This window comes from Jiella sp. M17.18 (assembly GCF_041027365.1).
Lineage (GTDB): Bacteria > Pseudomonadota > Alphaproteobacteria > Rhizobiales > Rhizobiaceae > VKMB-3413.
Window position 1 is genome coordinate 58,542 of sequence record NZ_JBFTEH010000012.1, and the last position, 12,275, is coordinate 70,816.

16 protein-coding genes are annotated in these 12,275 nt (G+C 67.7%); 8 read left to right on the forward strand and 8 right to left on the reverse strand.

What is annotated here, in order from left to right; genetic code table 11:
• Positions 1-68: 68 nt before the first annotated feature.
• Positions 69-548 (forward strand): carbon monoxide dehydrogenase subunit G, encoded by a 480-nt coding sequence (locus AB5S17_RS19420; RefSeq protein WP_369242480.1) that lies wholly within the window; start codon positions 69-71, stop codon positions 546-548.
• 63 nt (positions 549-611) lie between these two features.
• On the opposite strand, the gene AB5S17_RS19425 is transcribed toward AB5S17_RS19420, so the two are convergent.
• From AB5S17_RS19425 to sppA, 3 genes are all read right to left on the reverse strand, one after another.
• Entirely contained in the window at positions 612-992 is a 381-nt protein-coding gene (locus tag AB5S17_RS19425; protein WP_369242482.1) for a lipopolysaccharide assembly protein LapA domain-containing protein, read from the reverse strand.
• Between the two features lie 112 nt (positions 993-1,104).
• Positions 1,105-1,419, reverse strand: a complete 315-nt coding sequence (locus AB5S17_RS19430) for an integration host factor subunit beta (RefSeq protein WP_369242680.1) — start codon at positions 1,417-1,419, stop codon at positions 1,105-1,107.
• 69 nt (positions 1,420-1,488) lie between these two features.
• Positions 1,489-2,472: a signal peptide peptidase SppA gene (sppA, locus tag AB5S17_RS19435; protein WP_369242484.1), complete on the reverse strand. Its 984-nt coding sequence runs from the start codon at positions 2,470-2,472 to the stop codon at positions 1,489-1,491.
• A 249-nt stretch (positions 2,473-2,721) separates the two neighbouring features.
• Between sppA and AB5S17_RS19440 the strand changes: the two genes are divergently transcribed.
• The 6 genes from AB5S17_RS19440 to ptsN all read left to right on the forward strand — a co-directional run bounded on the left by AB5S17_RS19440 (position 2,722) and on the right by ptsN (position 8,007).
• Positions 2,722-3,435 (forward strand): hypothetical protein, encoded by a 714-nt coding sequence (locus tag AB5S17_RS19440; protein ID WP_369242486.1) that lies wholly within the window; start codon positions 2,722-2,724, stop codon positions 3,433-3,435.
• 2 nt (positions 3,436-3,437) lie between these two features.
• Positions 3,438-4,070, forward strand: coding sequence for an LptA/OstA family protein (locus AB5S17_RS19445; protein ID WP_369242488.1), 633 nt, complete (start codon positions 3,438-3,440; stop codon positions 4,068-4,070).
• Positions 4,071-4,222: 152 nt separating this feature from the next.
• On the forward strand, positions 4,223-4,948 hold the full coding sequence (lptB, locus tag AB5S17_RS19450; RefSeq protein ID WP_369242682.1) for an LPS export ABC transporter ATP-binding protein: 726 nt from the start codon (positions 4,223-4,225) through the stop codon (positions 4,946-4,948).
• A gap of 212 nt (positions 4,949-5,160) precedes the next feature.
• Positions 5,161-6,627 (forward strand): RNA polymerase factor sigma-54, encoded by a 1,467-nt coding sequence (rpoN, locus tag AB5S17_RS19455; RefSeq protein WP_369242684.1) that lies wholly within the window; start codon positions 5,161-5,163, stop codon positions 6,625-6,627.
• 283 nt (positions 6,628-6,910) lie between these two features.
• On the forward strand, positions 6,911-7,480 hold the full coding sequence (gene raiA / locus AB5S17_RS19460; protein WP_369242490.1) for a ribosome-associated translation inhibitor RaiA: 570 nt from the start codon (positions 6,911-6,913) through the stop codon (positions 7,478-7,480).
• A 59-nt stretch (positions 7,481-7,539) separates the two neighbouring features.
• A complete protein-coding gene (ptsN, locus tag AB5S17_RS19465) occupies positions 7,540-8,007 on the forward strand; it encodes a PTS IIA-like nitrogen regulatory protein PtsN (RefSeq protein ID WP_369242492.1) in 468 nt (155 codons plus the stop codon).
• Positions 8,008-8,142: 135 nt separating this feature from the next.
• Here the strand turns inward: ptsN and trmD are convergent, their stop codons facing one another.
• The 5 genes from trmD to AB5S17_RS19490 form a co-directional block, all read right to left on the reverse strand.
• Positions 8,143-8,862 (reverse strand): tRNA (guanosine(37)-N1)-methyltransferase TrmD, encoded by a 720-nt coding sequence (trmD, locus tag AB5S17_RS19470; protein WP_369242494.1) that lies wholly within the window; start codon positions 8,860-8,862, stop codon positions 8,143-8,145.
• Positions 8,863-8,872: 10 nt separating this feature from the next.
• Positions 8,873-9,175 (reverse strand): putative quinol monooxygenase, encoded by a 303-nt coding sequence (locus AB5S17_RS19475; protein WP_369242496.1) that lies wholly within the window; start codon positions 9,173-9,175, stop codon positions 8,873-8,875.
• Positions 9,176-9,264: 89 nt separating this feature from the next.
• Positions 9,265-10,548 carry an MFS transporter gene (locus AB5S17_RS19480; protein ID WP_369242498.1) on the reverse strand — a complete coding sequence of 428 codons (1,284 nt, stop codon included), beginning with the start codon at positions 10,546-10,548 and terminating at the stop codon, positions 9,265-9,267.
• Between the two features lie 121 nt (positions 10,549-10,669).
• Positions 10,670-11,116: a GNAT family N-acetyltransferase gene (locus AB5S17_RS19485; protein WP_369242500.1), complete on the reverse strand. Its 447-nt coding sequence runs from the start codon at positions 11,114-11,116 to the stop codon at positions 10,670-10,672.
• 5 nt (positions 11,117-11,121) lie between these two features.
• Positions 11,122-11,421 (reverse strand): hypothetical protein, encoded by a 300-nt coding sequence (locus AB5S17_RS19490; protein WP_369242502.1) that lies wholly within the window; start codon positions 11,419-11,421, stop codon positions 11,122-11,124.
• 208 nt (positions 11,422-11,629) lie between these two features.
• On the opposite strand from AB5S17_RS19490, the gene AB5S17_RS19495 reads away from it, so the two are divergent.
• The gene (locus tag AB5S17_RS19495) at positions 11,630-12,208 is read left to right on the forward strand and encodes a DUF1003 domain-containing protein (RefSeq protein ID WP_369242504.1); all 579 of its coding nucleotides are present in this window, start codon (positions 11,630-11,632) and stop codon (positions 12,206-12,208) included.
• Positions 12,209-12,275: the final 67 nt, after the last annotated feature.

Genomic DNA, 12,275 nt, shown 5'->3' on the forward strand with positions numbered 1-12,275 from the left:
TGAACTTTAGCCCGAACAGGATTCGAACGGGCCGCGGGCAGCGCTCCGGCGAAAAGGGAGGAACCATTATGGATCTGAAAGGCGAATACCGGATTCCGGCGCCGCGGGACACCGTCTGGGCCGCGCTCAACGATCCCGACGTGCTCAGAAGCTGCATCCCGGGCTGCGAAAGCCTGGAAAAGACCGGCGACAACGAGATGAAGGCGACCGTGACGGCGAAGGTCGGGCCGGTGAAGGCGAAGTTCAACGGCGAGATCCGCCTGGAGAACGTCAACGCGCCCGAGAGCTACTCGATCGTCGGCGAGGGCAAGGGCGGCATCGCCGGCTTCGCCAAAGGGGGAGCGGACGTGCATCTGGCCGAGGACGGCGACGCGACGGTGCTCACCTACGAGGTCAATGCGCAGGTGGGCGGCAAGATCGCGCAGCTCGGCGGCCGGCTGATCGATTCCTCGGCAAAGAAGCTGGCCGGCCAGTTCTTCGACTGCTTCGCCAAGACCGTGTCGGGCGACGACGCCACCGCCGAGGGCGATACGACGACATCCGGCTGATCCGGGCCGATATCAGGACATGATGGGAAGCGGCGGTCGGAGCGATCGCCGCTTTTTCGATTCCTACGCGGCCTTCGAGGTGACGAGGGCGGTGGAACCGGCCGGGGGCGCCAGAGCCGCACGCTCCCGCTCCTCCTGCATCTGGCGAAGCTTGGCCTTGGCCTCCTCGGCCTCGCGGCGCGTGCGCTCGAGCTCGTGCTTCCGCTTCCAGGACTTGCGGCGGTAATGCGCCTGGGTGAGCCAGGTGCCGAGGCCGCCGAGCACGACGCCGATGATCACCGACCCCATCAAAAGAATGAAGAGCGGCGCCTGGAAGGCGAATTGCGGCATGTTGCCGAGCGGATCGAGCGAGACCGGAACGCTCTCGCGGTTGGCGACGCAGAATATGACGAGGATGATCGCGAGCGGAACGAGGATGATGAAGGAAAGGATCTTCGCGATCATGAGCGTTTGCCTGTCAGCCTTGCCTGCGGCCGGCCGCCGCGGTGCGGGGGGCGGCTCGGGATGTTTGGAAGATGGAGGCGCGACGCGCCGGGTCAACGTGCCGACGGACCGATCAGTCCCGGTTCAGCCGCTCGCGCAGTTCCTTGCCGGCCTTGAAGAACGGCACCCACTTCTCGTCGACTTCCACCGCCTCGCCGGTGCGCGGGTTGCGCCCCGAGCGCGGCGGCCGGTTCTTGACGGAAAATGCGCCGAAGCCGCGCAGTTCCACGCGGTTCGATTCGCACAGCGCCTCGGTGATCTCGTCGAAGATCGCGTTGACGATGGTCTCGATGTCGCGCTGATAGAGATGCGGGTTGCGACTGGCGATGGCCTGGACCAGTTCCGACTTGATCATGCGATGCACCCTCCGAGTGGCTGCGGACTTCAGCCTGTTGCCCTGCTCGCCCCCTGCCCCATGGTACGGCAGCAGTAGGAATCGGCAGACATTTCCGAGGCTTCACTGAAGCCCTACACGTCCTTGTGAAGGCTGCCAGAGCGACACCAGCCCGTCAAGGTGACCGATCTGGCCGAAGACGGCCTCCTGAAGGGAGCCGGCGGCCGGATCGAGCCCAAGCGCGCCATAAATCGCCGATCTGGCGGCGGAAAAGAGCGGCCAGTGGAAACCGTCCTTCTCCGGCTTGCGATCGACGAAATCGAGCCCGGGCCGGACGTTGCGCTCGCTCTCCAGCCAGCGGCGCACCTCGTCCTCGCCGCCGATGGCGTCGACCAGCTTGTTCGCGAGCCCCTGGCGACCGCTGAAGACCGAGCCGTCGGCGAGCGCGCGGGCATCGTCGAGGCTGATCTTCCGGCGCTGCGCGACCACCGAGACGAACCAGTCATAGGTATCCATCACCAGGCGGCGGATCATGTCCTTCGCCGCTTCCGGCGCCGGGGCGAAGGGCGAAGGCTCGGCCTTGAGCGGCGCCGACTTGATCGCGTTCACCTCGACGCCGACCGTGTCGAGCAGCTTCGAGGCGTCGGCATATTGGAAGAGTACGCCGATGGAGCCGACGATCGACGTCCGGCGCGCGACGATGTGATCCGTGCCGGAGGCGATTAGATAGGCGGCCGAGGCGGCGGTGCCGCCGACCTCGGCAGCGACCGGCTTGACCGCCGCGATCTTGCGCACCGCCTCGTAGACGGCTTCCCCGCCCGCGGTCGTGCCGCCCGGGGAATCGATGCTGAGGACGACCGCCCTGACGCTATTTTCGGTCCGGAGCCGGTCCAGGAGGCGGAGAAGCCTCTCGTTTTCCGTCACCGTGCCGTGGATATCGACGCGGGCGATCTGGTCGCGGCCGCCTGCCCCTTGCCCGGGGAGCCCGGCGACCAACGAGATCGCCACCACCGCCAACGCCAGGACGACGAGAGCGCTCATGCGCCAGAAGCTCAGCTTGCGACGAAGCCTGCGGCGATCGATAAGATCCTCGGCGGCTGTTGCCATGATCGGTTCCTGTGGAACGGAAATCGGGACGAGGGTTAGCGCGACGCCCCCTTGCTGTGAAGCTCACGAAGGGTTCAAGCGAAGGATGGGCGCCGGCGCGCGGAAGGCTTTTGCGCGAGCGGCCCGGCAGATGACGCAAAAAGCGCTTATTGATGTTAAAAGCCACGCTCGCCGGGCGGGTCACGCGATCGCGCAGCGCCCCTGGCACATGACGGCGGCACCAGCCATCTAAGGAGCTTCCGGAAAGCGTTGAAACGTGACGAGGCCACCATGCACGCCGTCGGGACCTACGATCCTGCCTTCGAGACCGCACACCATTCGCCGGAGCGGCAGGAGAAGGAATTTGCTCAGGCGCGCAAGCATGCCCGTAAGGTCCGGCTGCTGAAGATCGGCCTGCCGATCCTGGCGACGCTGATCTTCGTCGGCGGTATCGCCATCGTCTGGATCGCGCGCAGCCTGCCGGAGAGCGTGTCGGTCAGCGCAGCGGCGATCGACGACGGCCGTGTCGTGATGCAGGATCCGCGGATGTCCGGCGTCGACGGCCACAACCGGCCCTACGATCTGGTGGCCCAACGGGCGATCCAGTCGCTGAACGGCGGACGGATCGATCTGGAGCGGCTGAAGGCGAATGTCGCGATCAGCGACGACGCGAAGGCGACGATCGCGGCCGCTTCCGGCTCCTATGACGCGGCGACCGGCATGCTGGCCCTCAGCGACGGCGTCTCCGTCGAAACCACCAACGGCGTGACGATCAACCTCGTGCATGCGGACATCAATCTGTCGGCGGGCACCCTCAAGGGAACCGGTCCCGTCCTGATCAAGACCGCGAGCCAGCGCCTTCAATCGCAGACGGTGACGGTTGAAGACGGCGGAAAATTGTTATCCTTCGGCGGTAGAGTAAAGATGCTTCTGGAACCGGCCGCGTCGGCCGCCGGAAATCAGGGACAGGCGGTAAAAAAATAGTCATGCACGCATTTCTTCGTCATTCGGCGGCCGTTGCGTCGGCTGCGATCTTTCTGTGCCTGCCCGGCGCCTGTCTTGCCGCGGGGGCAGCCCAGCAGAACCCCACGAGCTTCACCGGGCTGCAGATCCAGGGCGACAAGCCGATCTCGATCGAGTCCGACTCGCTCGACGTCGACGACCGCAACACCGTCGCGACCTTCACCGGCAACGTCTCGGTCGAACAGGGCGACGTGCTGCTGCGCACCAGCAAGCTGCTCGTCCACTACAAGCGCAAGCCGGGCAGCAACGACGGTTCCGGCAAGGAAGCGCCGGTGAAGGCCGGCGCCCTGCCCGGCGGATCGAGCCAGATCGAGCGGCTGGACGCCACCGGCAAGGTCTATGTGAAGTCGACCGACCAGGTCGCGACGGCCGACCAGGCCTCCTTCGACATGGCGAGCCAGCTCGTCACCATGACCGGCGACGTGGTGCTCACCCAGGGCAAGAACGTCGCGCAGGGCTGCCGCCTGACGATCCGGATGGATACCGGCGCCGCACGGCTGGAAAACCGCGACTGCAAGGGCGGCACCAAGACCGGCGGACGCGTCCACCTGATGCTGACGCCCGGGCAGTCGGGTTCGGCCCAGTCCGGTCAGTGAGGCGCAGCACGTTGTCCCTCGACCTGCAGGACCCCGAGCGGCGGATCTCGCCGCGCAGCGAAGGCGAACCTCCCGCGGAGGCGGCGCACAAGGCTGCGCCCGCCCCGGCGGGAACTGTCGGCGGCACCGACCCGCGCAGCCGTGACGAGCGCCTGCGCGGCACGTTGATCGCCGTCGGGCTCACCAAGACCTATCGCGGCCGGCGGGTGGTGGACGATGTCGGCATGGTGGTGCGCCGCGGCGAGGCGGTTGGGCTGCTCGGCCCGAACGGCGCCGGCAAGACCACCTGCTTCTACATGATCACCGGTCTCATCCCGGTCGACAGCGGCCGCATCCTGCTCGACGGGGAAGAGATCACCGCGGTGCCGATGTACCGCCGCTCGCGCCTCGGCATCGGCTATCTGCCGCAGGAGGCGTCGATCTTCCGCGGCCTCTCCGTCGAGGACAATATCCGGGCCGTGCTGGAAGTCGTCCAGTCGGACAAGGCCGCGCGGGAGCGCGAACTCGAGAACCTCCTCGAGGAATTCCACATCGCGCATCTGCGCAAGCAGCCGTCGACGTCGCTCTCAGGCGGTGAACGGCGCCGATGCGAGATCGCCCGCGCGCTGGCGTCCGACCCGGCCTTCATGCTGCTCGACGAGCCGTTTGCGGGCGTCGATCCGATTGCCGTCGCCGACATCCAGGGTCTCGTGCGCCACCTGACGGCGCGCGGCATCGGCGTCCTGATCACCGACCACAACGTCCGCGAGACGCTCGGCCTGATCGACCGCGCCTACATCATGCACGCCGGATCCCTTCTGACCCACGGCACGCCGAAGCAGATCGTCGACCATCCGGATGTGCGCCGCTTCTATCTCGGCGACCAGTTCAGCTTCTGAACCCCAAGCTGGGCACGGCCGTCCGGCGGGCGCCGCCGGCGCGGCGACGCATGCGACTGTCATCCGATTGACAAGCAACTTCCCGTCCCGCTTTCATGGGCGGATCGGCATCGCGATCTTGTCTCGGCAAAGCCGGCGCCTGTCCGCGGTAGGCTTGCACCATCGGTGCGAGCGCGGTCGCTTCGGGCGCTCAGCGAGTGTGTGGCGTGTTCATGGCCCTATCGGCGAAACTGCAGGTGCGACAGACGCAGTCGCTGGTGATGACACCCCAGCTCCTGCAATCGATTCGGCTTCTCCAATACAGCCATCTGGAACTGCAGGCCTTCGTCGACAAGGAAATGGAGCGCAACCCGCTCCTCGTGTCTGCCGCCGGTGAACCGTCACTCGCGGCGGCCGCTGTGTCCGCAACGGGCGGGCTAGCCGGCGGCGGCGAGGAGAACAGTGCGCGGCCGGCAGCCGGGGAACAAGCGCCGATGCCGGGACGGCCGGTAGGCTCCGCTCCCGGCAACGGCAATGGCAGGAGCGGCAACCGTCTCGGCGCGGGCGACGGCGGGTTCCGGATCGACGACGTCGCCGAGCGCCGTCCGTCGCTGCACGCGCATGCCCTGGCCGAGGCCGCCGACGCCGTGCCGACGGCGGCGGGCCGGGCTCTCGCCGAATCCATGGTCGAGCATCTCGACGAGAGCGGCTATCTCCGGCTCGACACGGCGGAATTCGCCGGCTCTCTCGGCGTCCCTGTCGCCACGGTCGAGGCGGTGCTTTCCCAGTTGCAGGCCGAGGCGACGCCGGCGGGCCTTTTCGCCCGCGACCTGGCGGAATGCCTGGCGCTGCAGCTGAAACGGCAGAACCGCTACGACCCCGTCATGGAGACCGTGCTCGCCAATCTCGATCTCCTCGCGCGACGGGACTTTGCCGAACTGCGCCGTCTGACGGGCGAGGACGATGCGGGCCTGATGGACATCCTCACCGAAATCCGCGGCCTTGATCCGAAGCCCGGCCACGCCTTCGCGCAGGACGGGTTCGAGGCGATCGTGCCGGACGTGATCGTCGCCGAGGCGGCGGACGGCGGCTGGCAGGTGGAGCTCAACCCGGACGCCCTGCCCCGGGTCCTCGTCGACAACGACTACCTCCGGACGGTGCGCGACGGCGCCAGAAGCGACGAGGAGAAGGCGTTCCTCGGCGAGTGCCAGCAATCAGCAAACTGGCTGGTGCGGTCTCTCGACCAGCGGGCGAAGACGATCCTGAAGGTCGCCAGCGAGATCGTGCGCCGGCAGGACGGGTTCCTGACGAAAGGCGTCGGCGGGCTGAAGCCGATGACGCTGATGTCGGTCGCCGAGGCGATCGGCATGCACGAATCGACGGTCAGCCGCGTCACCGCCACCAAGCACATCGCCACGCCGCGCGGCACCTTCGAGATGCGCTTCTTCTTCACCGTCGCGATCGCGTCGGCAAATGGCGGCGACGCCCACTCGGCCGAAAGCGTCAAGCACCGCATCAAGACGCTGATCGATGCGGAGAGCGTCGGCAAGGTGATGTCGGACGACGACATCGCCGCCGTGCTCAAGGAGGAAGGCGTCGACCTCGCGCGCCGGACGGTCGCGAAATATCGCGAGGCGCTGGGCATCGCCTCCTCCATCCAGCGCCGGCGCGAGATGAACGCGCGGCGGCTGGCCTCTTGAACCGGGCTCCGTTCACCCCCGCACCCTGCAGATCGCGCCCGGCGGCCGGCGAGGCGCCTGGCGGGCGAGTCATTGGCCACCGCTGTGGCTTCGCGTTGACAGGCCCTATGTACGTTCCTAGAAGGCGCCACTTCTCGCCTTCGCCGTCAGGGACCCGCCCGGCGGAGTCCCGTCCTGCGGCGTTTGGCCCGGCACGGGACCCACAAGGCGAGTCGGCGCGTTGAATGCGATCGGACGATAAAACGGCCGGCGTCGTCATCGTGAAGGAAAGGATGAAGCAAGCATGAGCCTCCGTGTATCGGGCAAGCACATGGATGTCGGCGAGGCATTCCGGACCCGCATCGAAGAACGGCTCGGGGAAGCCGTGGACAAATATTTCGACGGCAACTTCTCCGGCAGCGTCGTGATCTCGAAGGACGGCTCCCGCTACGCCACGGACTGTACCGTGCATCTCGACACCGGGGTGGTCTTCCAGGCCGCCGGGCAGGCACACGATCCGGATGCGAGCTTCGGCGATGCCGCCGAGCGTATCGAGAAGCGCCTGCGCCGCTACAAGCGGCGGCTGAAGAACCATCAGTCCGACGCCCGCCGCGACATGGCCTATTCGATCATGGCGGCGATTCCCGAAGAGGCGGAAGAGGTTCCGGAGGACTACGCTCCCGCGATCATCGCCGAGACGACGCTGAAGGTCGGCACCTTGTCCGTCGCGAGCGCGGTGATGGAGCTCGACCGCCAGGACAGCCCGTTCGTCCTGTTCAAGAACGCCAATTCCGGCGCGCTCAACATCGTTTTCCGTCGCCACGACGGCAATTACGGCTGGGTTGACCCGTCGAGCTATTCGGGCGAGGCGTGAGCGCCGCACAAGGTTTGCCGGTCAGAGTGGCGAGCCATAAAGCAGAAGGCAGGCCTGCGATGGACCTCGAGATGCTGATCGAACCCGCCGCTATCCTGCCCTCCTTGCGAGCGAACTCCAAGAAGCAGGTGCTGCAGGCGCTTGCAGAGAAGGCGGCCGCGATCACCGGCCGCCCCGACCGCGAGATCTTCGAGACGATCCTCGGCCGCGAAAAGCTCGGCTCCACCGCCGTCGGCAACGGCATCGCGATCCCGCATGGCAAGCTGCCCGAACTCGAGCGCATCGTCGGCGTCTTCGCGCGACTGGCCAAGCCGGTCGATTTCGACGCACTGGACGATCAGCCGGTGGACATCGTGTTCCTGCTTCTGGCGCCCGAAGGTTCGGGCGCCGATCACTTGAAGGCGCTGTCCAAGGTCGCGCGGCTGCTGCGCAACGGCGACACGGTGGACAAGATCCGCCAGGCGTCTCCCGACGCCGGCGTCATCTACGCGCTGATGACGAACGGCCTGTCGCAGAACGCGGCCTGAGCGCGGCGGCTGGAGACGGCGCACCGCCCGCGACTGCCGGGGCGCGAGGATGCTCCGTGCACCAGCGCCTGGAGACGGGATCGATTTTCTCCGCGACGGCCGGCGCCGGTCCCGCCTAATTCGTCTCTGATTCGTCTACGAGTTTTCCTGAGAGCGGCGCCTTCGGGGCGCTTCCCCCTGGAGCAGATCCGGCCGGCGCTCGCGGGTGATCCGCTCCGCCTCCGCATGGCGCCAGCGCTCGACCGCGCCGTGGTCGCCGGAGGTCAGGACATCCGGGATCGAGCGCCCCTCCCATTCCGCGGGCCGGGTATAGTGCGGATGTTCGAGCAGGCCGGTCTCGAAGCTCTCCGTCTCGCCGGAAAGCGCATTGCCCATGACGCCCGGCAGGAGGCGGATCACCGCGTCGAGCAGCACCAGCGCGCCGAGTTCCCCTCCGGAGAGGATGTAGTCGCCGATCGAGATTTCCTCGAGGCTCCGCCCCGCAATCACCCGCTCGTCGACGCCCTCGAACCGGCCGCACAGGATCACAGCGCCGGGGCCGGCCGCCAGTTCGCGCACGCGGCACTGCGTCAGCGGCTTGCCGCGCGGGCTCATCAGGATTCGCGGGCGCTCGTCGCCCGGCGGGGACGCATGGTCGATCGCCGCGGCCAGTACATCGGCGCGCATGACCATGCCGGCGCCGCCGCCGGCCGGCGTGTCGTCGACCATGCGGTGCTTGCCGATGCCGAATTCGCGGATGAAGACGGTGTCGATCGCGGCATCCCCGCGCGCGAGCGCCTTGCCCGCCAGCGACTGGCCGAGCGGCCCCGGGAACATCTCGGGATAGAGCGTCAGGATGCTCGCGCGGAAGGCCATGGCGACCGGCTCAGGCGAGCGGTTCGCTGGCCGCGATCTCGCTGACCTTGAGGTCGCGGGAGAGCACCGTCACCCGCTTCAGCGCCGCCTGCCACGTCGCGATGTGGTCGGCCTTGCCGTGACGGGCGAGATCGTCCCGGCTGTCCCACTCCTCGTAGATCCGGACGAGGCCCGGTTCGACGAGGTCCTCCGCAAAGGAATAGACGCGGCAGCCGGCTTCGGCTCTGGTCGCGGCGATGACGGCCTTCGCCTCCTCCCGTACGGTCTCGAGGTCGCCGGGAGACAGGCGGAGCGTTCCGGAAACGGTGATCATGGCGTGGTTCTCCTCGCAGTGTCCTCAGCGACGCGTCTTGCCGGGCCGAAGGGCGGCGGCGGAGAGATAGCCCCGCCGAGGCCTTCGGCTCAAGGCCGATCGGGATCGGGGTCGAGCCGATCCACCGCCCGGCCGGCGCCGGGCGCGGCGTGGAGCGGGGTCGCTGCGACCTTCGGCGCAAGGCGGGCGGCGAGCAGCGTCATGATCGCAGTCATCCCGACGCAGTAGAGCCCCATCGCCTCGATCTGCAGGGGATAGGAGACGTTCCAGTCGATCAGGACGCCGGTGACGCCCGGCCCGATCGCCGAGGACAGCACCATCAGCGCGACGATCACCGAGCGGACCTGGCCGAGATGCTTCACCCCGTAGAGCTCCGGCCACAGCGCGCCGAGCAGCGTCGAGGACAGCCCGTTGGAGATGCCGAGGAAGGTCATGAAGACGAAGATCGAGGCCTCGGCGGTGAAGGTACCGGCGACGAGGCAGGAGATCGCCATCGGGATCAGGAAGAAGGGCAGGATACGCACCGCCGTGAACCGGTCGATCAGGCTGCCGCAGAGGAGCGAGAAGACCACCGTCGTCGCCGACATCACCGCGAAGCCGGAAGCGAACACTTCGATCGACCAGCCGCGCAGATGGGTGAGATAGACCTGATGGAAGAAGATCGTCGTGCCGATGAAGGGCGGGGCGAGGACGCTCGCATTGATCAGCCAGAACACCGGGCTCCTCAGCACCTCGCGAAGCGTCCAGTCGCGGACGGCGGGCGCCGGCCGCCCCTTCACCTCCGACTGCGGATCACGCTCCCTGAAGGTCGACCAGACGATCGCCGGCAGGGCGACGACGCCGAGGACGGTCGCCCCGGCGATCCAGGTGCCGCGCCAGCCGAGCGCGGCGCTCACGAAGACGAAGACCAGCGGCAGGAGACCAGTGCCGGCATGCAGGCCGAGCGTGGTGATCGCCATGGCGCGGCCGCGGTTGGCGGCGAACCAGCGGCCGGTGGTGGTCATCGAGATCTCGGTCATCATGCCCTGGCCGAACAGGCGGAGCAGATAGATCGAGACGAACAGGAACGGCAGCGAGGTCGAAAACGCCATGGCGAGCGTCGCCGCGGCGAGGCAGACGATGGTGACGCTCGCGACCCGCCAGGCGGGGTAGCGGTCGAGCAGCCAGCCGAGCGTCGGCAGCGTCGCGGCGCTCGCCAGCGTTCCCGCCATGTAGATGAGGCCGAACTGGCCGTTGGACAGGCCGTATTCGTGGCGGATGTCGCCGTTCGACAGCGAGATGTAGAAGGTCTGGCCGAAGGACGAGAAGAAGCAGAGCAGGAAGCCGCCCGCGAGCCAACGCACGTTGCGGCCGATGAAGGCGAAGAATTCCATGACTTGTCCGGAAGGGGCGGCGGGCTGTGCCGCGGCCGAGATCATTCTTCGACCTTACCATTCGGACAGGAAAGCGCAAACCTCGGTTGGGAGGGCAGAAATCGTCCGCGGCTGCCGGCGGTCAGCTGCGCTCCGCGACGGGCGGCCGGATCATCCGCATGAACAGCCCGTCGTTCAGCGGCTGGAAGCCGAAGGGGGCGTAGACGCCCTGGGCGTCGCCGGTGCGCAGATACCAGGTCGGCACGCCGGCAAGTTCCGGCCGATCGAGCAGCGCGCGCACCATCCGTCGGCCGAGCCCCTCGCCGCGGTGGCCGGGCCAGACGACGATGTCCATGAGATAGCCGAACACGGCTGCGTCGCTCACCGCGCGGGCGAAGCCGATCATCGCGCCGTCCCGCTGGACGCTCGCGACATAGGAGCCGGCGATCGAGCGGCGGACCTGATCGAGGCTGCGGCCCCTCGCCCAGTAGCTCTCCGTCAGGAAGGCATGCAGCTTGTCGACGTCGACGTCGGCCGGGTCGAGCGAGAGCGCCGCGGGTTGGCGGCCCAGTGCGGCTTCGATGTCCATGGAGATCACATGTTCAGCGTGACCGGCGTGCCGGTCGTGAAGAGCCAGCCGTAGAGGACGAGCCCGGTGACGAGGAGCACGGCGCCGAACCAGAACTGCCGGGCGGCATAGCGGCGTTCCGGCTCCAGTTCCTCGCCGAAGGCGCCGCGCTTCGTCGCCCGGAAATAGTCGCCGAACTGGAAGCTCGGCCGGTGCCCCGCGGCCTTCCAGATCCGCCGCATGGCGAGGAAATAGCGCAGGAGGAACAGGAGCCCGACCAGGGTCGCGGCTGCGGCGATCGAGCTGAGCGGCGGGATCTCGGTCACGGCCGCGCCTCCCGCATCCCTCGCCTGAGCCGGCCGTCCTGCAGACCGGCGGCGGAGCCGTCGCCATCTCCGGGCGCCGTGACGTCGAATTGTGACCGCATGCGCGGGTGCCCTTGTCCTCGCCGCCTTTTCGCCGACCGGGATGGCTCTTATCAAGCGGAACGCAGGCGCGCGACCCCCAAGCGCTCCGCAACGGTCAGGAGGCATCATGTCCACGGAAGCCAAGAATGCCAGCGCCGTTCGCTGGTTCGGCCGCTCCTTCGAGCGGCTGCGCCCGATCGAGCAGCGGGTCCTGCAGCGGGCACACGAGCATCAGCTGATCGCGGCGGACCAGAACGCCAAGGTCAACGCCCAAATGTCGTTCGGCGACCGGCTGTCGGACCGGATCGCCGAGATCGGCGGCTCCTGGGCCTTCATCCTCAGCTTTCTCGGCTTCCTGGTGGTCTGGGCGGTGGCCAACACGGTCCTGTTGCGCAGCGCCGCCTTCGACCCCTACCCCTTCATCTTCCTTAACCTCGTCCTGTCGATGCTCGCGGCGATCCAGGCACCGATCATCATGATGTCGCAGAACCGCGCGGCGGCGCGCGACCGGATCGAGGCGAGCCACGACTACGAGGTCAATCTCAAGGCCGAGATCGAGATCCTGGCGCTGCACGACAAGCTCGACGCCCTGCGCGCGATCGAGATCGCCGCCCTGACGAAGACGATCGAGGCGGTCGCCGAGCGGCTGGACAGCCTGGAGACGGCGATCACGGCCCGCAGCAACGCCGGCTCACCTTCGGCCTGACGGGGGCCCCTGCCGCCCTGCCCCCTTGCGCTCGGCGCAAGCAAAGCCACATGAGGCGGTGGAACCG